Below are 25,050 nucleotides of genomic sequence, written 5' to 3' on the forward strand. Positions count from 1 at the left end.
CGCAGGTCGTCCTCGGAGATCGACCATTCGTTCAGGACGCGCTCCGTACCCCCCCTGCTTCACCACTCGGACCCGCAGTGAACGGTGGTCTTACAGGCGACATCGTCGCATACCAGGCGCCAAACCGGACCATTCTGGTCACCTTGCTCGCGGCAACGCCCGCCGTGTAGCTGCGGCACCCGCGCTCACTCTCCGCGCGGCGCGACGATGGGCAGAGGCTCCCGCCGTCACGCCTGCGCATCAGCCGTCCCGAGACCTGCGCTGGAGCGGGAGGCACGGATGCAGGTCCCCCAGCCGTGTACCCCTTCCGCCCGCTTCTCCCTTTGGTCAGCCAGCGGTCGGGAACTCAAAGTGGCGAAACCGCTCCCGGGAGGTCTCTCCAACTGTGAACTCGCTTCCCGTCTCGTGCTGAGCGTTAGGACAGTGGCAAGCCTTATGCACCGCATCATGAGGACCATACGCTCCGGAGAACAGCGATGTGTTGCGGTCGTAAGTGGGACACGCAGGCGGAATACGCCCTCATGTTCGTGCGGCCGCTTACGTACGGTCGCGTAGGAGGGGCGCCACCCGGGGGAGTTGGGTGCGGCTGTCGAGACCCAGTTTGCGAAGAACGCGGTGCATGTGACTTTCGACGGTGCGGGTGCTGATCACGAGAAGCGCGGAGATCTCCGCGTTCGTCATCCCGTCTGCGGCGAGACGTGCCACCTCCCGCTCCCGTGACGATAGCGACAGCGCTCCCGCGCTGAAACGCGCCGTGTCGTACATGCGACCACTAGTGCTGGCAAGCAGCCGTTCCTCCTCCTCACGGGAGTGACGCGCGTCGTCAACCAGGCCTGCATCACCGAAGAGCTCTCCCGCGCGACGGAATGCAGAGATCGCATAACTGATTCGGCCGCTCTCATGAAGCTGCCGGGCGGCGTCCCGGAGCAGATGCGGGTCCTGTTTCACCAGAGCAAGCGCATATTCATCGCCCGCGCGGAGGAAAGCGCCCTCAACGAGGTCTAGGCGAGGATGTGCGAACGCGTACCTATCGGCAGCGGGGGCGGCGGCGAGGCTGGCGATGTAGGCAAGAGCTGCGGAGAAGCGGGCGCCACGCTCCCAGAGCGTGTTCGCGGACTTCCAGAGGATCTCAGCCGAAGCGTCGAGATCACCATCTGCGGTCTCTCGTTCCGCGCGCGCCCAACTCGCTGCCTGCGCGGGGAGCGCGCCGTCTGCCGATTCCAGATGCTCCAACTCGCTGGTGTACCGCCCGCCAAGTGCTACGTCCCCTCGACGATAGGCGGCGACTGCGGCGAGGTTGAGGACGGAGATGTGGTGGCCGCGCGGCAGGGAGTACGAGTCGCCGGTGGCGAGGAGGATGCCGAGCACCCGCTCCACTTCGGTCAGGTCGCCGACGAATGCTTGGGTGAGCGCGTACGCCGAACCGTATGCGCGGACGGCATCCAGGTCCAGGCGGTCCAGCGCGTTCAGCATCCCCCGCTCGGTGACCTCTAGCGCCTCGCCGACTCGTCCTTCCCCAACGAGGGCGTACGCGAGCAACACACCCGCGGCGTGGTGGGGTTCCTCCGGTCGGAGTTGTTCGATGCGACGGAATACACGGTGCGCGACGGTGAACTCACCGTGGATGACGGCGAGATACATTTCTGCTTCAGAGACGGCGAGCTTCGCTTCCGTGGTTTCCGCAGAAACCGGCGGCATTGCCTCCGGAATGGTGGACATGCTCGCGTCGATCACCACGCGCGCCGCCGCGAATATGGCTGCTTCTTCGTCTGTCGCCGGATGCGCGAGTAGTTCTCGCGCCCCATCAGGATCGCCTTCCGCGTACGCAAGCCATTTCGCGCGGGTGACAAGGAAACTCGTGCGGTCGGAGGGGGTACCGTCGGCGAGGTCCGTTTGCTCAAGCGTCGCAACGATCTCCTCCCGCGGGGCGGTGGAGTGCATTAAGGCACGAAGATGGCGGACCGCTGGTCCCGGACTGGGGTCGCGCACCCACGCTTGCCTCGTGATGATGCTCTGACTGCGCAGGCGTTCTTGCAACAACCGGCTCAAGGTCGCACTCTGACCCTCATGGACGGCAGCGCCCGCGCTCGCTGCGGCGGCAACGATGGAGAGCGGGTCGTTCTTCCCTACACGTTCCGAGATAACGTCAAGAAGACGGATGTGGCGGGCCGCGAACGGAACGTTGCGGACGTAGTCCACAATTAGAGGAGGCGTCACTGTGACGAGCTGACGTAGGCCGTGCGCGGTGACGTTCACCAGGCCGCGCTCCTCGAGCAATTCGAGGGTCTCGGCGGGGATGAGTTCGCGCGCCGTATCGAAGTCGGGTAGGCCGACAAGTGCGAGGATCTCCAAGGCGTCACGGGATACGTCGTCCAGATTCTCCAGATGCGCTTCGATGACGCCCTGCAAACCAGGAGCCCACAGGGTATTTGTCGCATGCCAGCGGCCGTCCTCAGACCGCACGATCCGTCCTTCGCGAGTGGCTGCGTCGGCAATGTTCAGTGCCAGGCCGATAATGCCTCCGGACTTCGCGAAGATTTCCTGTGTGGTTGTCATTTCGATGGGCGCGCCAAGCCGGGAGGTGAGCACTCGTTCCATGACTTCGAATGGGAGGGGATCGAGCTTCACCATATAGGCCGGATCCAATGACGACGCCGCGAGCCCGGATGGTGTGTGTCGTGCGCGTAGGCCGTCCAATCGGGAGACGACTAAAGGCGTTCCGGACAGACGACGGACGGCCTGAGCGACACCCCAGCTGCTTTCGTCGAGGTCATCCCAGTCGTCCAACATAATGACAGCGGGCCGGCCCGTGACCATGGATGTCACCGCGCTCAATGCCTCGCCGATGGCTGAGAACGGCCGGGGCCCGCTGGCGCTGCCGAGACCCGCGATGGAGAGCGCTGCAAGAGGGTGTGTGCGGAAGGATGCGATACCGGTCACCCGCATGATGGCCCATCCCAGATCTTCCAGCCGGCGCTGCAGCTCGTGGAGCAGTGCAGTTCGCCCGCTGCTGCGCGGTCCGACAATGTCGACGCTTGTCCCCGCGAGGAGTGTCTCGACCGCGAGTTCGACTTTGCGTTCTCTACCGATGAACATCGACGCCTCCCTGAGACTGACCGTACTGCGCGGCCGTATCAGGGGCAAGCGGTTCGCCGCCACCGACGCTTGGGTCGCGACCCGACGGGAAGTGTGAGAGCGCCCTGCATGTGGCGCAGGACGCTTCTCATCGGGAGCGGGTGGCCGTGCTTGTCGGAGCGTGCGTTCCCTTCGCCTTCACCGACAGGGCAATACTGCCTTATCGATGCGCACTCTCCGTGGCCTGTCTGAGTGTTTGCGCGCGCGGGCGGCGTCATTCCGCGTCATATGGGAGTCAATGTGCGCCCGGCGTAGCGTTTCTGCGCCCTAAAGGCGGTACCTGCAAACGAACGGTGCGCGGTGTGCTTAAACGGTGACGTGCGTCGCGAGCACCGTATTGGGCGCTGGATATGGTCCGGTACACGGACCGTTGTATACCGTGAAGTAGCTCGCGTTGACACGGCTGTTGACTCCCCCCCCCCGGGGGGTATCGCGCGGACGCGATTCGTAGTCATCCGAATTCGTGGCTGGCGGTGTGTGACTGCCGGGCTCCGGTCAATCCGTGGCCTTCAGGTCTCACGAACGGACCCCAGCAGCGCTGACACCAGCCGTCCGCACTCCGAGGGGCGGCACAGTCCGCTCTAGCGGTGCGCAGGGGGTGGCCGGAGTCGCGTTTCGGCCATTCCTGTCGTGAGTCAGATTCTGGCCAGTGGAGGTTGATGGACGTGAGCGGTGATGCGCTCCATCGCCGCCAGGCAGTAATTGCGGGATAGCGAGCGACGGTTGGCACTTATCGCAGCACCAAACCGCACGCAATTCGCTGTGGCCATCACCGTACTGCCGCGCGGCCGCCACGTGACGCTGTCGTGGCCTTGTTACGGTTTCGCTCTCGCCCGCGACGCTCCGCCGAGTGCCGCGCACTCTGAAGGTGTCACCGTATGACGAATCCATTCGAATGGCTGGCCGCCCGCGAAGAGCCACCACTGCGGTCGTTGACCGCGCAGGCGAACGCCGAGAAGGCGGCGGCGTTCGACGAGTATCCGCATCGCCGCGGACGGGGCGACACAATGCCTGCCAGTCGCGAGGGACGCGCGATGCGGGCGCTATTCAACACGCTCCTCGCCCCGGTGTCGTCTCGCGAAGCGAAACTCGGTGCTGCACATGAGTGACTACGAGGTCCTTGAGATCGGGGAGCCTGAGGTGTGGCGGGAGCACTTCGGGGGATTCAGCGTCGCCGAATCGCGAGAGGGGCGACGCGTGATTGACCACGAATTGCTGATGCAGTATGTCGGGATGACGGTCAACGCTCTCGCTCCCGGCGAGGAGGCAGGTCATTGGCATACCCACTCGCAGGCGGAGGAACTGTATGTCTTTCTCGGCGGGCTTGGTGAGCTCGCTCTCAACGACCAGGTCGTTGTTGTTCGCTCGGGGATCGTGGTGCGAGTTGGACAGGGGGTGTGGCGCACCTGGCGAGCGCTGCCGACCAGTACGGATGAGCTTTTGTGGCTTTGCATCCGGGGGAGCGGAGACCTTCTTCCTCATGTTCCGCGCGATAGTGTGCGTGACGCCTCGCGTGCGATGCCGTGGGACGCTCCCAATGTTTCGAGGGGATCTGCCTCGTAGGGGACCATCGGGTTGGGGTGAAGAGTGTTGCACGCGGGTAAGTGGAACGTCCGCTTTGGGATCGAAGGGGATTCCAAGGGATTCGTCGCAGCCAGTAGGCCTATGCGGTCGCGGCCGGTGCGCGCTCACCGAGCGACGATCCGGCGTCGCCGCTGAGCCGGAAGTGCGAGCGCGGGTTGTGCAGCAGGTTCGAGGACACGCGGCCTGTACGGGCCTCGTCACTATGTCCCCGGCCGCTGATCGCCCTCAGCACGAACTTGGACAAGGCAGTGCCGATGTATCGGTGCGGCCCGTGCAGGCGCCCAGTCCTGGCCGCGCCGAGTGTCATATTCCGGCGGCGTGCAGTGATCACCACCGGAATCTTCGGCCAAGTGCCTGAACTTGCGACGAGTGAGTCGTGGGGCTCAGTGGAGGGCGCGCATGCCCTGCAGTAGCAAGGCGCGGGTTTCTTCCGAGAATCGACGGCGCCGACCGCAAGCGCGGGTTGTGCTCTCGGGAGGCAATGTTCACGAGTTGACGTTCGCGCTCAGCGTTCGGTTACCCGGCGCAGGAATTGCAGTACTTGAGATGCGCAGGCTGTCTGTAGCTGTTGGGCACCGAGCCTCGGTTCGCCGTGCCGCGCCGGGTTAGGGCCTCGGCGGGGCTGCGGGCTGCAACGCCGATTCGATCGCCGGCAGGTATCCGTGTACGTGGCCAGCGGCGTTCGGATGGAGGATGTTGATGAGCTGTGTTGGGTCGATGTCGTTGATCCAGGCGCGCGGGCTGCCGCCGCGGATCGCGCCGTGACCCTCGAAGCTGGGGCGGACGTCAACGAACGTGACGCCTGCCTCCGTCGCGGCGACTCGCATTTCCTCGTTGGCGACGTCGACGGCCACGTTCATCCTGGCGCGGGAGCTGTCGCTTACGAGGCGGGTTTTCGCGGGGGTGAACAGGTGCGGGTAGCCGATGACGAGGATGCGGGCGTCGGGGGCAACGCGGCTCTTGATCGCGCTGTACGCCTGTACCATCCTCTGGTGGAATTCGGGACTCCTCGCCTGCGTCTCCGAAGCCTCGATCGCCTGTACGCAGACGCCCGAGGGGACGTCAAAGAACTCGTTGAACGCACAATCGATCAGGATCTGCGCGAAGTTGAGGTCGTTGCCACCGGCCGAGACGGTGACGAGGTTGGTCTCGGGTGTGAGAGCGTTCAGCTGCGGTCCGGATTGTATGTCGAAGAAACCAAGAAAGCTCTGGGAGGCGGCGTCGATGTTGTTCACGACTGCCTGTGCGCACGCGACCGATTTGTATGAGGCGGCTTTCTCTGCCGCGGCGAGCAGAGCGGAGTAGGACTCGGGGCTCTGGAAGCAGAGGTTGTCGTAGGCCCAGGGTGCGCGCGTGCCCAACCCGGATGCGTACGAGTCTCCCATCGCAACGTAGTGGACCGGTTTCACCGGGGTGAGCAGATCCATGACCGTGACGTCGTCGTGGGCGCGACTGACCCAGATCCACAGCATCCAGTAGCCAGGGTTGCGTTCCTCCGCGGTCAGCGTGCCCGTGCCTGAGTCGTCGAAGCCGAGGATGCGTGAGGTGTCGCTCGCTGGCCCGATGCCGTGTCCCTTGGATGTGTCGTGCCGGTCGAGGTAGCTCCAGGCGTACTGCTGGTCGGCTCGCCCCTCCGCACACGCCTCGGCATGGACCGCACCGGAAACACCGGTTAGGCAGAGCGCCAGCGTGCCGGTGCCATACTTTACTGGCCCCGCCGAGCCCATCGCGGGGAACGACCAGGTCGCGGCGCTGCCGACCACCGCCTCGACCGAAGCACCCGTGGTACCGGCGATCGGGGCGCCGGCCGTCGGCACGCCGACCGCCTCGAAGAGCGAGGCGCCGCGACCGTTGTTCGTCACCCACGGGCCGCTAATCCTCACCGTCGAGTCGGAGGAGGGAGCAGCCTGAGCCGGCGCGACGAGAGCGAGTGGGACGGCCAGAGTAAGAGCAGCCAGCGTGGCGACACGTGCTCGAGTTCGGGTTCGCGTTCGTCGCCTTGGAATGGCCGCTGCCACACCGGAAGCCGTCAGGATACTGACAATCATCGTCCAGCGAAGACTCAATGTCGTTCGACGGTATGGAACCTTTGTTGCACCCACGCGCGCACCCTTCCGCAATCGCCGACCGTCTGGTGGCAATCTCGAAAGCCTCACGTACCGTAGCGCCGTTTCATGCCAGATATGACGATCACCCGAGTGTTAACACGGCGGATCGGCACGATGCGCCCGGTCCTTCCGTGGGGGACTGGGGCGCCGTACGTGGCACGTCCGACAAGCCCGTCGCTGAGGACGCCTGACTGAACTGCGAAACGATGTCGAAGACCGACCCGCGAGGAGCCCGGTAACCAGAGCTAGAACTCGCTCCCCCTTGAGCGGGGCCTCCAACTTTCGGGCGCGCGCCACTGCATCCGGATTCTCGGTCGTGGCGTGCTCGGCATCCGTGAGCGCTGCACCCTTTGACACGTCATCCTCGAACTGCTGAATGACGGCGTCCGAATCATTCACTGTCTGGAGACGACGCTGAGGCGGCCTGAGCACCGGTGCCGATCGGCACGAGTGCACTCGTGAAAATCTCCTCCGCTGTCACCGCCCCACGAGGCGAGCCCCGCGACCTCGTCATCGAGGTGAACTGAACTTCGAAGTCGGGGCAGCGGGTGACAAGACGCGCCTTGCCCGTTACGTGGGGTCCTGACACCAGTTCAGTGTCGACGCTTCCATTCGGATTCATCACGGCCGGTGTTAGTGCCCGCAAGCTGCGGCCCACAGACTGCGTGAGCGTACATGAGTGTCGAATGAAGGGCGACGGGCGCTGACGGCGCGGGAGGGTCTCCCTGTCCTGTCTGGCTCGCGTCAGTAGGGCGACGAACTCGCTCTCGCACTACGCGTGCAGGAACTGGGCCAGTGGAGGCCACGGCCGAAGATGTGGCTCACGGTGGGTGGGGCGGGACCGCCTGCCGATGTGAATCGAAGCGTGCGCCGCAGTCAGTGAAGTAGTAGCGACGTCAGGGAAGCGTGTCATGAGCGATCGCGCTGTAGGCGTTGACCCCGATCGAACGTGCATTGCTAGGCCTGCAGCGGACTGGGATGGACGCGTCGTCGAAGCACCAAGCCAAGAATGAGCGCAGTGGACGCGAAGGCCGTCAGCGAGGCGGCACCTGCAAGGTCAGCGCCCGTTGCTGCGAGGCCGCGGTCGAGGACGACGGTCGCGCTCGAGGTCGCGGAACGGACGATCAGGCCATCGTCTCGTTCACTGATCGCGAAGGCAGCATTGGTGACCCGGCCTTCCGCGATGTGCATGGCGTCGAGCGTGAGCGTGGCAGTAGCAGTAGCGCTCTGTCCTGGCGCCAGCACTCCCGGCTGCCCCGGCCACCGGTAGACCAGGTTACTCAGCCCAGGCAGCCGGTCCGTGATGCTCACACTACTGAGGGCGACGTTTCCCGCGTTTGTCACGGTCACCGTGTAGCGGATGGGCTCTCCGACCAGTGCGGGGACACTCACTCCGGAGGAGTCGGCCGTTTTCGTGATCTGTAGATCGGCGATTGCTTCGAGAAGAACGGTCGCCTCCGCTCGCCCGGGTGGCACGGTCTCACCAGTGATGCTGGTTGCGGTAGCGACTGCTTCGTTGCGAAGTTGGCCGTTCAGGATCATGGTTTCGCTGATCGAAATCTGCGCCACACCGGTAGCTTGCTGACCCGGTCCGAGGACGCCGGGGAGGCCGGGCCAGCTGATAGTGATCGGGCCGAGTCCGGGGAGTTCATCGCTGATCACGACGTCGGTGATGCTGACATTCCCGGTGTTCTCGACGAGGAACTCGTATCCAAGAAGGTCTCCAGGGCGCACGGGATCTGCGAGCTGAGACAGGTCAGGACTTTTCTCTAGGCGCAACGCGGCAAACTGGGGGAGCGGCGTGGTCGCCGTCGCATCATCGGACGCGATGACGGCATTGTCGGGGGCGGTCCCCTCGGCATAAGCGGTGTTGGTCACTTGCCCGGCGTTCAGATGGCCCTGAGTGAGAGGCAGCGTCGCAACGCCTTCTGCGACCTCGCCGGGAGCAAGGATTCCCACGTCTCCAGGCCAGTCGATGATGATACTGTCCAGCCCAGGGAGAGCGTCAAGCACGGAGACATCACTCAACGTGACATTCCCCGTGTTCGTGACGATGAACCGGTACATGAGCTCGTCACCAGCCATAGGCAACGGGGGCAGCGTCCCCAGGTCGGCAGTCTTTGTCAGAGTCATTGCTCCTTCCTGCTGGAGGGAGACCGTTGTCGACTGCGGGTCCGAACTGACGGGTCCGAACGGACCCGCGCCCTGAGCTGTGGCGGTGTTTGTGACAGAACCGGCATCGATCTCAGCGGTAGTCAAGGACAGCGTTGCTGTTCCGGTTGCTGATTCGCCGGCTGCTAGGACCCCCGGCATTCCCGGCCATTGCATGTTCACTTGCCCAAGCCCGGGCAGCGGATCGACGATCACTACGTCGCTGAGCGTGACATTTCCCGTGTTCTCAACAACGAACGAGTACGCCACCTGATCGCCTGCGGCGGCAGGGCTAGACACATCGGAGGCGTCAGCTGTCTTGGTAAAGGTGAGTGTAGGCGCCTGCGTCAAGAGAACGGTTGCGGAAGCGCTGTCGGTCACGGTCGTGTCGATAGGTGTGAGCGCCGACACCTGCGCGGTGTTGGAGAGCGCGCCAGCATCCAGGTGCGCGGCAGCGACGCGAACGGTCGCTGTGCCTTCCGCTGATTGTCCGACGTCGAGAACTCCCGGGTCACCTGGCCACTCGATCGCGATATCACTGAGTCCCATAAGAGGATCCGTGATCGCAACACCGTGCAATTCCACCCGGGTGTCGTTGGTGACAGTGAAGGTGTAAGTGACGAGATCGCCGATCTGCGGTGGATCACCGAGCTGTGAAGTATCTGCTGACTTCTGAAGGTCGATGCTCGCGACCATCACACCTTGCGTTAGCGCAGCCGTGGCATCCCAGCCATCGACCTCGACGGTGTCCGTGAATGTCGACCACGGCACCGCATCCTCGTCGATAGCCACCTCGTAGGAGACTGTCGATGATTCTCCGGGCTGCAACGTCGTCACGAGCACAATCTCGGCACGGGCTGCGTCATATCTCACCGCCCCGGTCGTTGCTGAGATGCTGGCAGGATCGATGCCTCCCACAGCCAGCACCTCGGTCACGTCATCCGTGACAACTTGGTCGATCAATGCCACATTTCCGGAGTTGGTCACCGTCCAGGAGTGGGTGGTCATTGTTCCCGGCTCCACGAGCAAGGCCGGTGCTGTCTTGTCGATGATCGCTCCCGGAGCAAGGGCGAGGATGGGACTGAGCACCCCGGCCGTGAAAGTCCAATCATCGATATACCGGTTGTTTCCCCAGATGGCACCACTGAGTACGCCTGCCGAACCCCACGGGTGCACTCCGCCTTGGGAATCGACTTGTTCACCCACCAGCTGAGGAGGCACGGGACTCACGCACGGCTGCAAGGTGGGGCTCATGCACCCGTCGCCCATGCGGGAGTCATCCCACCACAAAGGAAACGTACCCACCGACGGCCCATTGAGCGCTTCCACTTCGATTCCGCCTATGCGCGCCTCAACATCACCGGCGAGAAAATGAATCTCTCCCGCGACCGCGAGTTCTGCGTGGACGTTAATCGCCCTCGTGAGCGGAACTGCGTTGCCTTCCCCGTCGAGCCCATCCCACTCAAATCGGTGCGATCCGACGGCTACCGTCCGGTCCAGCACGATGTCCACCGGATCCGTGTAGACGCCATTGCCGTCCGTGTCGATCCGCACTTCGACGTTACCGGGCTGCCCTTCCAGGTCAACGGTGAAAGATCCGCCGTAGTTGATCACGGGCTGGGTCTGTTGGTACTCGACCGTCACAGAAGGGTTGAGGTATTCCGGAAGCACCCAATCCTCACCAGTGGCACGTGGAGCGCGATCGGGCAGTGTCGGATCCGGTTCCTCGAAGAAGATCTCATACGGGAACACGTTGTCACAGGCTGCAGGGTCTACCGTCCACCCGTTCGCAGCCATATCGGATATGTTTACCGACTGGTAGATTGGCTCGCACGTCGCGGCATCCATCACCCCAGCTGAGTTCGCGCGAACGGTGGCGATGGACCCCCCGGACCATTCGGGATTGCTTACTACCAACGCACGCTCGCCATGGGAGTGACCCTCCGTGCCGAAGCGGGCGATCTCGAGATCGCCCGGGTGCTCGAGCGAGAGATGGACAATTACCCGCTCACGTACCGTCCCGTGCTGGGGTCAATGCGTGCACTCGCAAAGGCATCGATCCTCTACGCCGAGAAGAACCCAGACGCGGCTGAATCATTGTTGTCTGAGCAAGCGCAGCGCGACATCGAGGGGCAGTATCTTGCCTCGGCGCTGCTGGTCCTCACTGCTCGGCGCAGGAGATATTCAGTCGACGAAGCAACTCGACTTCAAGAGATCTATGAGCAAGCCGCACTCCCGGTGTTCAAACCGCAGGTCGATCTACACGTAGCCGTGGCCAACGGCCGCGAGGATGGAATCCTTGCGGCACTGAAGGATATCGAGGCCGCCCCAGGAAACCATCTCGCCTGGATGGCATTGGACGCGATTGATGAGCACCGGTTGAGCGCCGGCGCAAAACCCCTGACTGTCGAGGCGTTCAGCGCTCTCGGCGGGCCGAATCTGCCCAGGCCAACCGGGGTGACGGCTGCGTCATCCAGTTCGGTACTCACCGGTCGTGAACACGAAGTCGCGATGCTCGCGCGTTCTGGGATGACGAATCGGGAGATCGCCGATCGGCTCTTCCTCAGTATTCGCACCGTCGAGAACCACGTATACCGCCTTCTTCGAAAACTCGGACTGGACCGACGCGAGGATTTGCACGATCAGTGGAGCGGCGACGGTGACTCCCGATAGCGACGGATGAGTTCCGTTGAGCCGCCTCAAAGCTGAAACCCCCGTTGTGGACGCGGGACGCGCTGGACACGCGGCTAGGTCCTGCACTCGATGGTGATCGGGCGGTTGGCGGCTCGGTTGTTTGGCGCGGTTCGCGTTATTGCCGGGCCAAACTAGCGGAACGATGAGGGTTGTCCGTACTGGCGCGGCGGGCGACGCCGGGCTGACCTGGAGACGGCGAGGGGCGCACAGGACCTCTTCTTTGCTGGCGAAGGCCAGAACGACGGTTCTGCCCTTCGTACAGTGCGGCTCTCCTCGGCTGCTTCGAACTCACGCGAACGCAGGGTAGGCGCCGATCCGCAACAACGCTGCGGATGCGCCTATACCTCAATGTGACTACCACCCAACGCTGGCGATCTGGCCATCAGCGTGGGGTGAAAGAGCACACAATATCGTGGTCCAGCCTCGCGACATCGAACTAGACGCACCGAGCGAGCGGTCGCGGATGATCATATGGTGCTACGCCCAATAGTCCGCTTCGCCAAGTTTTCAGCGCGCCGCAAGAGGAGATCGCCATGTTTCCAACGTCGAGTCTCAGCCGACCGAAGGTAGACAACGCACAGTCCCGCTGGCGCGTCCGCCGCGCTCGGGTTCCCGTCTTCGGCGGAGCTCTCGACGGCGCGGCGGTAGAGCTTCCACGTCGAACTCCACCCCAGCTGCGGCTTGTACTGCGATTTGAAGCGAAAGAGCACCACTATCTGCTTACCACTCGGGCTGGACAGCTGCTGGTCGTCCCCGCCCACGAGCCGCCTGCGCCCTAGCAGCTTCGCTGGCCAAATGATGCTCGAGCGATAGTGCCGGTTGCAATGTCGTGCACGGTTGGCGCACTGACTCCGAGGGAACCGGCGAGGTCGAGCGACAGACGCTCGCCGGTCGCGCCTCCTTGCGATCTCGCCGCACCGTACGGCACGCTCCGAGTCAATCTTGCCGGCGTTGGCGTGGAGTCTGCCGCGGCAGGACTGCGAAGATGGCGTGATATCGGGATCCGACGGTGCCGCGCTTGACCGCGATGTCGGGTTGGGTGCCCCGGGGTGTGGGTAGGCTCAGATGTGGGGCTCCAGATGCCCCCAGCGGCGTCCGGCCCGGATCGCGTGGATGGTTGCCTTGCTCACTCCATATCGACCGGCGAGCTCGCCCGCGGACGAGGATCGGTTACTGCGAATGCTCCTCGCGTCATTTTCGCAGAGCCTCGCGTTTCCGTGTTCCTCGCCCCAGCGGAAGCTCCGGGATTGGACTCGCTCGGCAATCCTCGAATGCGGGATGACAACGCGTAAGTGCGACACCTCGACGCAATCGAGGTGAGGACACTCTGAGGTGCGGACGATCCATGACCCCTTAGGCACCGGGCCCCGTACGTGTTCCCAGACGGTTCGTCGAACCGAGCGACGAGAACCTTCAAACCTCCCGACAGGAAGCCCGTTGGTCGAGCTAGCCGTCCAGCGTAGGCATGAGCCGTCATGCCGTGTTCTGGCGCGGAGCCACGTATCAAACGTAGGAGTTCTTGGCGGGGGTACTCCAAGGGCTCTCAGCTGGCGATACACGTTCATGATGTTGGTTGCCATTTGGGCGGCGATATCGGAGACAGACCGGCCGCTATCGAACTGTTCGAACCACCAAGAGGGGTCGCTGGGAAGTGTTACCTTCTCGTGTCGGCGTATGGGTTCGCCGGCGTCAACAAGTAGCCGTCGTATGCGGTGCCGAGAGATGCCTGTCGACGCGGCTAGCCCTCTCAGGCTTTCACCCGCGCGATAACGTGTGATGACGTCGCTCGATGTACGCGAGGAGTCGGCGACCTGTTCCGAGGCCGTGGGACGCGCGCCCTCTCGACGATCCATGCCTCAGTTGTACTCCAGGATCGCGGGTAAAGCAGTAGCGTCACAATTCATTCGGAGCCGATCGGAAGCTGCATCATCCGCCACCGCGCGAACGGTGACGTCAACGTGCATTCCGTTGAGCTCCAGCGAGACAGCAATGTCTGTGTCGCTTCTTGGGCCGAGAACGTCGAGCTCTTCTTCCATGCGGACATGATTCTCCAATGAACGCACTGCGAGGCGCCTCGGCCGGGCGATGGCTTCCGACGATGGTCAGTCGGGTAGACCGAGCAGAGCGTTCGTGTGTGATTAGAAAAGAACTCCGGAAGATACTCGTTCTTCGTCCGGCTCGCGCTTCGTGCGGCGTGTGGCGATCAGCCACCAGCCGGCCACGGTGGCGAGGACCGCCCAAACCCACCAACTACCAGGTTCTGCTCCCGTGGTGGCCAGGTTACCGATACGGTCGGGGATAGTTCCGGCGCCCCGGTCAGGGGCGCGCCCCGCACCGGCACCAGGGTCGCTCGCCTCGATGCTGATTGTGAAGGTCAGTGTTTGGGCGCCCAGAGGGATTCGCGTGACGTCAGTGCTGTAGTCGTAGCCGATGCTGATGGGTAGACGTTCACCCGGGGCGAGTACGACGGCGTCGACCAGGGTAGGTGGCGTAGTGGTGACCTCAGCGACGCTGGCCGCTTCGGTTCCCCATCGCAGGTTCAAGTCGGCGAGGAGCGACGCATCCTTCGGCGGGTGAATGTTCGTCAGAGCCACGGATACCGTCGTCGGGTGCGACCGGGAATTCTGGAGAAGGACCGTGCGGTCCGCGCTGTCACCAGGGACGAGCGTGGCGTCGGAGAACCACTGTGTGGGCAGCTCGCGTATTCCGAGGTCGTCGATGACGATGACGTCCGGAGCGGGGGCCGGATCGGACGACGTCGTCGCAGGACCCGCGAGGGCGAGTGCGGAGGCGAGTGCAGAGGCGATGAGGATGCTGGGAGTCATCGTTCGGCTCCGTCTCGGAAGGTCTCGTAGGTGAATTCGACGCGGTGGGTGGGTTCGTTCGCGGCGGTGAATGCGGTGGCGACGTCGATGTTCCAGGGCTGGGTCTCGACGATGTCGCCGAGGGCGTGTGTGCCGGTGATGGTGGCGGTTGACGTGTAAACGCCGACGTCAGGGAGCTGTCCAAGTTCGGCCTGGAAACACCAGTATTCGGTGACAGGGGTGGTGTCGTCGGAGTACGTTGCTGGCACCGGGGTTGCCGTACTGGGAGGCAGGAGGGGAGCTTCGGCGTCGACGGTGCACTGGTCCTGGTCGGTGACTGGGAACACCGTCATGTCTGCCCAGTGCAGGATGTCGGTCTCCTGAGTTGTGGGGAGCGTGATCGAGTATCGGAGGCCACGGTTTCCTTGCGAGAGAGATTCGACCTCGATGGGAAGGACGACGCGTCCCTCGTCGAGTAGGGCCTGCGTCTCGGCGGTGCCGAAGGTGACGGCGATAGTCGGATCGGAAGCATTTGCTTCCTCTCCGTTCACAGCGAAAAGCACGGCGGCATCGGGGAGTGCGGCTTGGGCAGTAAGTTCCGTGCGCCATAGCGCAGACGTTGCACCCGTGACAGCGACAGCGACGAGCGCTGCACCGAGAGCGGAGGCCGACGTGGCAATCGCTGTGCGGCGGCGATTCTTTAGCGGGACGTGAGTGGTGCGTGTGCGCGTCATCTTTGGCCTCCTTCGCGGATCTGGTCGGCAGAGATGCTGACCTGTCCGATGTCAGTGAGCGCCACCTGTGCCTCTGTTCGGTCGGGGCGGGAGCCGTCGTAGTGGAGGTCGATATCCAAGAGAAACTTGCGGTTGCCCTCGGCGGCGGTCGGCAACGTGACAGAGGTACCCAACTCTGCTCGCAGAACGTGCACGGTGGGTGAGGCGGTACCGGGATTCTCTGTCAATGTGTACGTGGCCGTGACACCGTCGGGAATCGCGGGTGCCGCGTCCCAGCGGACGTTGAGTCGGTAGGTGAGGTTGTCGCCCGCAGCGGCGAGGGTAAAGTATTGGCCCATGCGGATCTGATCGCCAGCGGACGCGAGGAAGGTGTTCGGGTCGATAATGACGGGCGCGCCGGGTACAGAGGTATCCAGCCACAACGGTCCCGTGACGCCCATGACGGTGTCAGGGCTCAGGGTCAAGGCGCCGGAGGTGAACGGTGTGGCTTCGGTGGCATCGCTGCCAACCCAAGCGGCGACCGTGCCCGCTGACAGCCCAACGGCGAGGGCAACCCCTGCGGCGGTGAGTCCGAGTGTTCGTGTTCTCATTGCGAGACCTCCTCGAGGGGACGCGGACGTAGACGGGTGGGAGCGAACGCCGCGTAGCCGCCCGCAATGATGAGCGCGACCGCAGCGGCGATGACGACCATTGGTGCGGCGGGACCGACGATGTTGTTCACCCAGCCGATGTAGGGGATGACGTAGAGTACGCGCCCCTGGACCTGTTCGGCGAAGATCTCGTCGTCGGCTGCGCTGTTCGCGTCTCCGCGAGTGATGAATGTGGGATCCGTGCTGGTGCCCTGCACGGCGATGATGCGATGCGTGATGAGCATCGGATCGCCGGAGTTCGGCTGGAAGGTAACCACGTCGCCTGGGGAGAGATCGGCGGGCGTGGTCGGGATGACGGCGACGACGTCACCTGGGTTGATCGCTGGCTGCATGGAGCCTGTCAGCACGGTGAGGGTGGTGCCGCCGAGAAGTCGGGGCACGGCGACTACGAGGGCCGCGGCCACGAGCAGCGCGATCAGCGTCCAGCTGGTGAACGCGAGGATCTTCGCTTTCATGATGCTCCGATTCGGTGGGTGAGGGCGCCCGCCCCGGGGAGGGGGCGGGCGCCGTGTGCGCGTCTCGGGAAGGAGAACGCTGCACGGGTGTGCGGGGCCCTGGGGAGAGGGCACCTACACGATGCACGGGCCCTGAGGGGGTGAGGCTCCGTGCGATGCCCGGGCGCTGGGGAGCGTCGGGCACCTTGCTGGGGTCAGGCGCGCTTCTGCGCGACCGTGACGTTCAGGTCACCGAGGAGAGCCTCGGTGGCGGTGCGGACCTGGTCGGGCGTGTTCACGTCGAACGTCGCGGTGACGACGGCGGTGAGCTCCGGTGCGGATCCGTCCAGGAGGTTGTCGACGACGATGGCGCCGGGCGAGACAACGACGCTGTCCGCAGACAGGACACTGACCGTGTCGCCGGTGCCAACGACGTTGCCGTCTGCATCGAGGATCGAGTACGTGACGGTGACGCCTTCCAGGTCGGCGAGGAGCTCGCCGCTCGGGGAGGTGAAGCCGACGGTGAGGTCCGCGAGGAAGTTGTCACCGAGGGCGGCGACATCCACTGGGAACTCGCCTTCGATGACGTCGCCCGGAATGATGCGGAAGTCCGCGAGCGCCGGGATCGCGAGCGGGGTCGCGTGCTCGGCGGAAACGTCGTTCCAGACGCCGTCTGCGACGGCGACCTCGAGGTTACCGGCGGTGACCGAGCCTGCGGCGATGTTGGACTGAGCGGTCCACAGCGCGAACGTGGAGCCGCCGAGCAGGAGCGCGGCTCCAGCGCCGATGGCGATGATGCCCTTGGTGCGACGGTTGCGTGTGGTGGTGGGGTTGGTCGAAGTCATTTCGTTCCTTTCATCGGGGTGGGATTGCGGGTGCTGGCAGGTTCCTCAATCACGGGTGATCGAGGCGGTTCCGGCGCAGCGGGTCACGGTGCCGGGCAATAGTGCGGTTTCCGCACACGCCAGGTCCGGGGTCTTGGGGTCGGTCGCGGTGAGATTCAAGGGAAGGTTGCCGGTGTTGCGCACGGTGTACCCGAATTCGACGTCCTCGCCCGACGTCACCAACGTCGGGTCCAGCGCTCCGGTGAGTAGGTGATGACTGTCGGAGACGACATCCATGTCCGGTGCTGCTTCGACAGTGTCGAACGTGCACTCGACCCACGAGTTCGCGGGGACGCTGATGCGGAAGGAGTGCGCGTCCACGTTCGTCACCGGGAGCGTCGAGGCAGAGTCCCCATTCACGATGCAAGTAGCCAATGGACCCTTCATCGTGGTGGTGGTCCAGTCGCGCATGACCCAGCCTTCCCGCGCGGCCTGGGTCACGGTGACGGGAATGGAGACGCTGGCATTGGCGAAGCCGCCGAGGGTCGCATCGGCGCGCCCTTCGGCGTCGAGAGCTAGCTCGCTCCCTGGGCGAAGCGACGCCGTCGTGGTGAGCGAGTGCGTCCATCCAGCTGCGGGTGTAGTCGTTCCCGTGCTGGTCGTGGCGGTCCCGTTGATCGTGAGGACGCTGGCGCATCCGTACCAGGCGATCTTCACGGCTCCGTCGCCCAGGGGGTTCAGATCCGCGGCGCTGAGGCCGAAGTCAGTGATACTGCTCGAACCGAGTCGGGAAGCGTCAACATAGCTAGTGCCTCCGGCACCGCCACCACCGCCCTGGCTGGCGATTCCTGTTCCTTGACCGCCACCGCCGCCAACGTAACCCGCGCCGCCGCCGCCGCCGCCACCGCCGTTTCCGAACGGTTCAGTCGCCTTTCCACCGAGGCCAGAAGCCACGGTATTGAGGAGACCACCGCTCGATGGGTGGCTGACGCCCGCGAACCCGGGCGCGTCGCCGTCGCCACCCTTGCCCGTATTCGTCACAGAGTTCCACGAGGAGCCTCCCGCGCCACCGCCACCTGCGGCGACGACGAGCGGTGTGGCTCCGAGTGTGATGGCGGAGCTAGCACCACCGCCGGCCCCAGCGTTTTGACGGTTGACCCAGCCATCGTCCTGGCCGGTACCGCCGCCACCGGCGCGAAATCCGATGGCGCCTCCGCCGCCCGCATCTCCGGTGTCGGCTACGGTCAACGCCGAATAACCCTGCTGTGCTGGGTAAAGACGAAGTTGCTCGCCGGCATTGACGCGAAGGGTTCCGGAGCGCACCGCCCCGACACCACCCTCAGCTCGCTGAGGCGTCCCCGTCTTGCGGCTCGCACCACCGGCGGCACCATCGATCACGTACGCGATCTCCGTCACACAATCCGGAACCGTGAATGCGGCGTACTGTGTCCCGCTGGTGACGTCGGAGAGCTGAACCGTGCGGGTCTGCACGTCGAAGCGCTCCGGAGTCGGGCGATCAGCTCCGGCCGCCGGCGTCGCAACCAACGCGACCGCCGCCGCAGCGAAGGCTACGACAGGTGCGATACGGCGGACTGCAGACATGGTTGTTCTCCCCACAACTTGGCTATTCGAGTGAGGATCTGTGGGCCGCATGATCGGCGCCAGTCCCCGGAATGCACACTCGCTACATCGAGAGCGGTGCTGCGGGACCATTTGAGGTTCATCCGCTGCACTGGGTGCATGAAAATAGTCGCGCGATCGAGTGACCCCTAAGAGGCCGGCCGGGAATGTTCGGCATGCTGAACTTCGATTTGGGTGTTCGTCTGTGTTGCTTTCCGTAGTTCGCGGCACTCCGTTACGCCGATGTGTGGCCTCTCTCAGCACTCAGTCGCTCATGCGGTTGAAACACGTCAGGCCTCTAGGTCCCGGCTGCGCTCCTCGCTCCACTTCGCAGGCTGCATCGTTTCGCTGTCTAGTGGAAGGAGTGGGTGACGGAACGTCTGGAGGACATGGCCACTTGCACGAGCGGCTCATACGGCCAGCTGATCGAGGAGAGAATGCCTCTGCCATAGCGGACGGTCGAATCCCAGCTACCCTCTGAACTCCACAAGAGCAGGATCCTCAGGACACGGTCGCGGCTTCGCATGGATTGCAGTGAGGCGTCGACGCCGTGGCGTGCATCGGCCTCTTCGTGCAGTGGTCGTGACGCGGCGCTAAGCATTCGTTGAGTCGGGGCGTAGCAGACCGAGGAGCGTCGCAGCGAGACACGCAACTGTCATACCTGGACGCCTATGACCGCTAGTCTGCACGCTCGCGAAAGCGCTCGTCGAACGCGAACTCGGTGCGTTCGAGGCTGTCTGGAAGGAACGAGCCGAGAGCACTGAACTGCTCTCACGCACCACGGCATACAGCTCCTCACGTCAAGAGGTAGAGCTGTCCTCTGACACCATGAGCCCATGGTTTCCCATACGCGACGGGATCGTAGCCGATCCGCGGTGCATCGGTGCTGAACGGGAGCGCGGTTTTGACCTCGGACCGCGCACCCGGCGCGTCGAGGTCTCCACTCGACTACTTATACGGACGCAACCAGATACTGATCTCCTCGAACGAGTAGTACACCGTGCCGTCGAAACGCGTTGCCCGCGGCGCGCAACCCGCGAAGCGCATCAGCCGCAACCTGTGTCGGCTGATCCCCAGGTCGGACGCGAGTGCAGACTCCGTCCGAGCGAGTTCAGAAAACCGAGCGTGCTGCTCAGCTGTTGTGCGAGATGCCAGGACAGCGGCGTTGAAGACGTGGTTCATAAAAGTAGTCCGATCTGCTGAAAATCCCCCTATGCGCGGGGAACAACGATGACAAGGAGCGCACCCATGAGAGACATCAATACAGGCCGGGGCCACAACGGGGACATTTATGTCGCGGAAGGGCGCGACTACGTCCCCTACGTAGAGGCCAGCGACGCCATGCTCGCAGCAGAGAACGTGCGCTTGCAAGGCAACCTCCGGGCGATCCGTGGCGGTCGATATCGGTCGCTCCTAGTCGGTTTCGTGATTGGCGGCATTCTGATCGGGGGTGCCCTGTGGTGGCTGGACACACTGGACGACGACATCATCGCGATCATCAGCGCGGCAACGGGCGCCTTGACTCTTTGGGTCACGGTCCAGACTTGGGGTGAACCGCGGCAGGCTGAGCAAGCCATGCAGTCGGGCGTGGACGAGATTCGACTGATCCGTGACTACCGCAGGTCCCTCACTCCGCCGCGTGGGCATAGCTGAACTACCCGCGCCACCAGATCGTGTGCGGAGGCATCCTCAAGGGATCGACTCCAATTAAGTGGACACTGCCGCCTGCGAAACTCCACCGGGCGGTGTCCGTCTCCAAGCCCATGTACCTCTCGGCGACGACACCTGGTGCCAGCAGGAGAGTGGTTCCGAGCCGGTGTCCGAGACCTGGGGGAGGAAATGCCGATGCCGGGCCCGCGATCTTAGGACTGCCACGACCACGCGACGTGCTCGGCGTCGCGGATCACGTCAGTGAGGCGCCCGTCATAGAGGTACTGAATGTTGCGGGGCGGGTCTGCGTCGGGCATCTCGACGTTCAACCACTGTGCCCACGTCCATGAGCTATTGACGCCTGTCTGCAGGATGCGGAGCACCTGTTGCAGTCCGTCAACGACCTGCCCGTTGAGAAGTTGGAATGCGGGGAAGAGGCAGACGTCGTCGCTGGTGCGCAGCCTGAGCAGCCGAAGGTCGTCGCCTGCGTCCATGACCTCGGCCTCGGTCCAGCCGAGCGTGCATGCCATGCTCTCCACCGTGTAGCAAGGCCCGACTATCGCGGCCCACGGATTCCGCTCATCGCCGGTCATAACGCGTCCTCCATGTCGCCCGTGGGGCGACGAGTGCGGCGGCGAGCAACGTCTTCGATGAGCTCGTCGAGGGTGCGGCGTCCCTCGACGTAGTCCCAGGCGTCGCGGATTGCAGCGGGGGTAGCGGGCAGTCCGTCGAGCTGGCACGAGTGGAACGCCTTAAGGACTCCGTTGAGCCGATCCTCTCTCGAGCGCACGGGAACGTTGTTCATGGGGGCTCCGCCATCCCTCGGATGATGGCGAGGCTCGGTGTCGCCATCCTCAACGACGTCATGTCGAGGATCGCGAGGTTCGCCTCCTGACCTTCTCGCCCGAGACTCGCGACCCGGCGACCGTCCTCGGTCTTGCCGCCACCCGGCGCATGCAGGTGCCCGTGAGCGAGCAGCTCAGGGCGTACGGCGTCCCAGACTTCGCTGACTCGTGCTCGAGACGCCGCGGACGCTTCGAGCGCTCTCTTCGGGAAGCCCTGTGGGTTCGTGCGCAGGATCTCCCGGACTGGACGGACAGGAGTGCCCGCGGGGGGCTCGTGGGTGAGCATCAGGTCTGCGGGGCCGCCGGCGATGGCGGCCGCGACCTGTTCGTCAGTGATGGCTTCATCCGGCCACCAGCTCAGCCCCTCTATTCTTGACTGTCGGTCAACAGACGCGGCGCCCCCGAGGGAGAGGACGCTTCGGCCGCCGATGGTGAGGCGCGCTGGGCGGGGGAGAAGCCAGATGATCTCAGAGATTCGGACTGCCGCCCCGGGGTACTTCTCAAGAAGAGGTGTGATCTGGTCCCAAGGTTCATGGTTACCTAAGGTGACGTAGATGCGTTCAATGCCGGTGTCAGCGAACACCTCGTCGGTCTCTGCCGGTGGCATCCACCAGTCACCCAGGTGAAGGAACGTCGAGACGTCGGGCGCGAGGCGCGGCAGTACTCGAGCGATCATCCGCGCCCAGCCGACGTTCCCGTGCCAGTCGCCACACACCGCAACCCGCTGGTCCGGCAGCGCGATGCTCGTCGAGTGTTCGAGCGCTCTCATACCCGGCCTCCAGATCGTGGATCAATGCCGATGGTACAAGATACTGTGCCGTCGGTCCAGGGTCGTGCGTGCGCTAAGGCGCGCCGTCGCCGCCCCTCGTGCTCGAAGCGAACGGCGGGGATGCCGTTGCTGAGGACACGCTGGATGTGAGGTCAGACGGCGCGCGCGTAGCGGGGTTCCCAGAAACTTGGGTCTGGTCGGACTGGCCGGCGCCGGCGCCGGCACCGGCGCGGGCGCGGTTGCCGGTGCTTGACGGGGTCATTGGGCGCTTCCGAGCTTCCAGGCGTTCAGTGAGGGAACTCCTGTCTCCGCCCGCGTATGAGCCAATCCAATCACCTCACTTGCGCGGGCAGGCCCGATGGCTAGAGGGCCGGGCGCACGCGGGAGCACGGACGCCGAGAAGTGCATTCGAATCAGGATCGCGTTACGAACTCGGACGTTGAGACATTACAGTTTTGCTGTTAGGTTACTTAAAACCTAAAGAATTCCTGTTATGACTGAAATGCCGAAGAAGAACCCCTACCGACCAGGTGCCGCCACCGCGCCCTTGCACCTCGCTGGCCGCGACCCGCAGATGGCGCGGTTCAAGAAGATTCTTGCGGGAGCCCCCGAGATCCCCGCTAACCTCAGGCTCACCGGCTTGCGAGGAGTGGGCAAGTCGGTGCTTCTCAAAGAGCTCGAAGCAATCGCCCGCTCTGAGAACTGGGCTGTTGTGCGTCGCCAGCTCGAGCCCAGGCACAACACTGAGCAGGAACTCACCGAGTTGCTGGTCGCACTGAGCAAGGCGGCGGAGCGTCGACTCTCGGCGCTCCGCACAATGAAAGGTCACGTCTCTGATGCGTGGGTCGCTACGCGCGGGATGCTCAATGTGACGATGGAGGACGTGACCTTCAGCCTCGCAGGCGGGAGCCCCAAGGAGACCGAGCTCGCCGAAGCGCTGTTCGGTATTGTGAAGGCAGCGGTCAGTACAGGCCATGAGGGCTTCGCGATCCTCCTCGACGAGGCGCAAGTAATTCGTGACGACAAGGACCGCGACGGCGAACATCCGCTCTCGATGCTCGTGGCAGCGGTCAATGCACTGCAAGAGTCTGGCCTCCCCATTGCCCTCGTGATGTGTGGTCTGCCGACGTTGCGCGCAAACCTGCAACGCGCGCGAACCTACTCGGAGAGGATGTTCAAAGCCGAGAACATCGGCGAACTGGAAGGAAACCCCGGCGCTGCTCGAGACGCTTTCGTCGTCCCACTAGACGGCACCGGAATTGATGCGACTGACGACCTCATTGCTCGGGTGCTTGAGGAGGTCGAAGGCTACCCCTTCTTCATTCAGCTGTGGGGCGCAGAGCTCTGGGAGGCGGCGTCAGACGCTGGCGTCCGGCAGTTCACCACCGAGATGCTCGACGTCATCGAGGAGCAAATCTACGCGCGCCTCGATGAGGAGTTCTACGTCGGACGAATCGAGACCCTCACTCCCAGCGAGCAGGACGTCTTGATGCTCAGCGCCTCGTGCCCCTACCCGCCCTTGAAAACCGCGGACATCCGAGGGAAGAGTGCGAAGAGCGACGGCAACATCAACGTGCTCATGGGGCGCCTGACAGACCAGGGTGTTCTCTACCGAATCCAGAAGGGGCAGTACGCCTACACCGCGCCCAAGTTCGCCGAGTATCTACAGCGACGAAAGGCCGCTCTCTCCGACTGACCTCGTGCCTCAGAGGACAGTTAATGGCACACGGCACGTCAACTCGACGACGAGGGCTGCCACGGAACGTGTTTGCAGACGCCAACACTTGCGACCAGCGGCCAGAAGTACGCAGCGGCCGTTCAAGATACGGTGGACGTGGCCACGCCAGTGGGCGGCGAGGACATCCTCATCACGCGGGCGAATGGTGTTAGTTCCCTCCCGCTCTGACACGTTCTACTCACGCGTGCGGGCTGTCCTCGACACGGTGCGGGCCGACTACGCGTCGCGCCCCGTGGACCAACGAGCAGGCCGATGCCACGACGGTTAGGGCGAGGGGCCAGGGGATGAGCTCAACGGCCAGGAGAGTTGTGGCACCTACCAGTGGCGCTGCCCAGTACGTCAAGCACCAGACCGCGGATAGGCAGATACTGACGAACAGAAGTACGCGGGTTTCACCCGAAACGTGAAAATGGCGACCCAGAACCGCCAAGGCAGCGAGCAGCGCCGTTGTCGCCATCATCACCAGAAACTTGGGCAACCTCCTGCCCGACATCCCTGCGGCGACCCGTCAAGCAGGGCAATGAACGTGCGGGCTATTCGCATCTGGCCAATAGTCATCACTCGCCAGGACCTGTGCCGCCAACCTGCCCTTCTGATCGGACCTGATGCGTCGACGTCCTTCGCAGGCGCGCAACTGTGCCGACAATCCACGCAGCGAAGTCAACGGTCGGGTGGGCGACGTGCGACCCGCAGTGAGTATGGGGGACTGTCGCCGCGTGGCGGTACTGTCGGTGTCAGGAAGGGAGCAGCTATGTCGCAGCACATCATCACGGATGACGAAGGTCGTTCACTGTTCACCATCGAGGTTGCTCAGCCCGCCGAATCGCCGTTGCGCGGCGGAGACGGTTTCGCGTCCACGACCGCGGACAACGTCCGCGAGGTTGGAAAAGCCATCGCCAAACTGTGCGATGACGTGATGACCTCCGTGAAAGCCAGCATCACGGCCGCGTCACCCGACGAGCTTGAACTCACCTTTGGGGTGTCTCTGGGCGGGGAAGCGAGCATCCCGCTGGTGACGAAGGCCACCAGCGAAGCGACGTTCACGGTCCGCGCCCTCTGGCGAGATACCAGCTCTGGTAAGGAAGAGTAAACAAATCAAGTTTCACTTACCAGGGTGCCCACGAAGTGTTGTCTTGCTTGAGATGCGCATGGTAAACTGAGGCGTGCCAGCATCCGAACTTTCCCCTCTCGAACAGGCGTACGTCGATCTCGCACGCGCAGGAATCACTGGCGACAGTGACGGGGCACGAGTCCTCGCGCGTCGTGCGTCACGTCGCCTGCCCGCCGGAGTGCATCACACGGTTTTGTTT

The 25,050-nt window shown here is 63.9% G+C and carries 19 protein-coding genes; 6 read left to right on the forward strand and 13 right to left on the reverse strand.

Annotation, left to right across the window (positions count from 1 at the left end; all coding sequences use genetic code 11):
- Positions 1–537 precede the first annotated feature (537 nt).
- On the reverse strand, positions 538–3,096 hold the full coding sequence (locus AC6CHX_RS11995; RefSeq protein ID WP_498273001.1) for a helix-turn-helix transcriptional regulator: 2,559 nt from the start codon (positions 3,094–3,096) through the stop codon (positions 538–540).
- Between the two features lie 917 nt (positions 3,097–4,013).
- On the opposite strand from AC6CHX_RS11995, the gene AC6CHX_RS12000 reads away from it, so the two are divergent.
- A complete protein-coding gene (locus tag AC6CHX_RS12000) occupies positions 4,014–4,244 on the forward strand; it encodes a hypothetical protein (protein ID WP_498273002.1) in 231 nt (76 codons plus the stop codon).
- Positions 4,237–4,698, forward strand: coding sequence for a cupin domain-containing protein (locus AC6CHX_RS12005; RefSeq protein ID WP_498273003.1), 462 nt, complete (start codon positions 4,237–4,239; stop codon positions 4,696–4,698). The genes AC6CHX_RS12000 and AC6CHX_RS12005 overlap by 8 nt, the downstream gene beginning before the upstream one ends.
- 626 nt (positions 4,699–5,324) lie before the next feature.
- On the opposite strand, the gene AC6CHX_RS12010 is transcribed toward AC6CHX_RS12005, so the two are convergent.
- Both AC6CHX_RS12010 and AC6CHX_RS12015 read right to left on the reverse strand, forming a co-directional pair.
- Positions 5,325–6,536 (reverse strand): SGNH/GDSL hydrolase family protein, encoded by a 1,212-nt coding sequence (locus AC6CHX_RS12010; RefSeq protein ID WP_498273004.1) that lies wholly within the window; start codon positions 6,534–6,536, stop codon positions 5,325–5,327.
- 1,248 nt (positions 6,537–7,784) lie between these two features.
- Positions 7,785–10,826 (reverse strand): CLIPPER-2 domain-containing protein, encoded by a 3,042-nt coding sequence (locus tag AC6CHX_RS12015; protein ID WP_498273005.1) that lies wholly within the window; start codon positions 10,824–10,826, stop codon positions 7,785–7,787.
- A gap of 81 nt (positions 10,827–10,907) precedes the next feature.
- Here AC6CHX_RS12015 and AC6CHX_RS12020 point away from each other — a divergent pair, with 81 nt between their 5' ends.
- Entirely contained in the window at positions 10,908–11,651 is a 744-nt protein-coding gene (locus AC6CHX_RS12020) for a response regulator transcription factor (RefSeq protein WP_498273006.1), read from the forward strand.
- A 1,877-nt stretch (positions 11,652–13,528) separates the two neighbouring features.
- Here the strand turns inward: AC6CHX_RS12020 and AC6CHX_RS12025 are convergent.
- The 7 genes from AC6CHX_RS12025 to AC6CHX_RS12055 form a co-directional block, all read right to left on the reverse strand.
- A complete protein-coding gene (locus tag AC6CHX_RS12025) occupies positions 13,529–13,708 on the reverse strand; it encodes a hypothetical protein (RefSeq protein WP_498273007.1) in 180 nt (59 codons plus the stop codon).
- Between the two features lie 102 nt (positions 13,709–13,810).
- Positions 13,811–14,497, reverse strand: coding sequence for a hypothetical protein (locus AC6CHX_RS12030; RefSeq protein ID WP_498273008.1), 687 nt, complete (start codon positions 14,495–14,497; stop codon positions 13,811–13,813).
- Complete coding sequence (locus AC6CHX_RS12035) at positions 14,494–15,210, reverse strand: hypothetical protein (RefSeq protein WP_498273009.1); 717 nt, start codon at positions 15,208–15,210, stop codon at positions 14,494–14,496. Before AC6CHX_RS12035 ends, AC6CHX_RS12030 begins: the two co-directional genes overlap by 4 nt.
- On the reverse strand, positions 15,207–15,800 hold the full coding sequence (locus AC6CHX_RS12040) for a hypothetical protein (RefSeq protein WP_498273010.1): 594 nt from the start codon (positions 15,798–15,800) through the stop codon (positions 15,207–15,209). The genes AC6CHX_RS12035 and AC6CHX_RS12040 overlap by 4 nt, the downstream gene beginning before the upstream one ends.
- Positions 15,797–16,315: a signal peptidase I gene (locus AC6CHX_RS12045; protein WP_498273011.1), complete on the reverse strand. Its 519-nt coding sequence runs from the start codon at positions 16,313–16,315 to the stop codon at positions 15,797–15,799. The genes AC6CHX_RS12040 and AC6CHX_RS12045 overlap by 4 nt, the downstream gene beginning before the upstream one ends.
- A gap of 194 nt (positions 16,316–16,509) precedes the next feature.
- Positions 16,510–17,139: an alternate-type signal peptide domain-containing protein gene (locus AC6CHX_RS12050; RefSeq protein WP_498273012.1), complete on the reverse strand. Its 630-nt coding sequence runs from the start codon at positions 17,137–17,139 to the stop codon at positions 16,510–16,512.
- Between the two features lie 45 nt (positions 17,140–17,184).
- Positions 17,185–18,609 carry a hypothetical protein gene (locus tag AC6CHX_RS12055; protein WP_498273013.1) on the reverse strand — a complete coding sequence of 475 codons (1,425 nt, stop codon included), beginning with the start codon at positions 18,607–18,609 and terminating at the stop codon, positions 17,185–17,187.
- A gap of 1,377 nt (positions 18,610–19,986) precedes the next feature.
- Between AC6CHX_RS12055 and AC6CHX_RS12060 the strand changes: the two genes are divergently transcribed.
- Positions 19,987–20,391 carry a hypothetical protein gene (locus AC6CHX_RS12060; protein WP_498273014.1) on the forward strand — a complete coding sequence of 135 codons (405 nt, stop codon included), beginning with the start codon at positions 19,987–19,989 and terminating at the stop codon, positions 20,389–20,391.
- A gap of 209 nt (positions 20,392–20,600) precedes the next feature.
- Here AC6CHX_RS12060 and AC6CHX_RS12065 read toward each other — a convergent pair whose 3' ends face one another.
- Genes AC6CHX_RS12065 through AC6CHX_RS12075 form a run of 3 tightly spaced genes read right to left on the reverse strand, consistent with a single transcriptional unit; the run spans position 20,601 to position 22,002 of the window.
- The gene (locus AC6CHX_RS12065; protein WP_498273015.1) at positions 20,601–20,918 is read right to left on the reverse strand and encodes a hypothetical protein; all 318 of its coding nucleotides are present in this window, start codon (positions 20,916–20,918) and stop codon (positions 20,601–20,603) included.
- 59 nt (positions 20,919–20,977) lie between these two features.
- The gene (locus AC6CHX_RS12070; protein ID WP_498273016.1) at positions 20,978–21,193 is read right to left on the reverse strand and encodes an antitoxin VbhA family protein; all 216 of its coding nucleotides are present in this window, start codon (positions 21,191–21,193) and stop codon (positions 20,978–20,980) included.
- On the reverse strand, positions 21,190–22,002 hold the full coding sequence (locus tag AC6CHX_RS12075; protein WP_498273017.1) for a metallophosphoesterase family protein: 813 nt from the start codon (positions 22,000–22,002) through the stop codon (positions 21,190–21,192). Before AC6CHX_RS12075 ends, AC6CHX_RS12070 begins: the two co-directional genes overlap by 4 nt.
- A 493-nt stretch (positions 22,003–22,495) precedes the next feature.
- On the opposite strand from AC6CHX_RS12075, the gene AC6CHX_RS12080 reads away from it, so the two are divergent.
- The gene (locus AC6CHX_RS12080; protein ID WP_498273018.1) at positions 22,496–23,698 is read left to right on the forward strand and encodes an ATP-binding protein; all 1,203 of its coding nucleotides are present in this window, start codon (positions 22,496–22,498) and stop codon (positions 23,696–23,698) included.
- A 793-nt stretch (positions 23,699–24,491) separates the two neighbouring features.
- Positions 24,492–24,830 (forward strand): CU044_2847 family protein, encoded by a 339-nt coding sequence (locus AC6CHX_RS12085; RefSeq protein WP_498273019.1) that lies wholly within the window; start codon positions 24,492–24,494, stop codon positions 24,828–24,830.
- Positions 24,831–25,050: the final 220 nt, after the last annotated feature.

This window comes from Microbacterium sp. GQ128 (assembly GCF_059758615.1).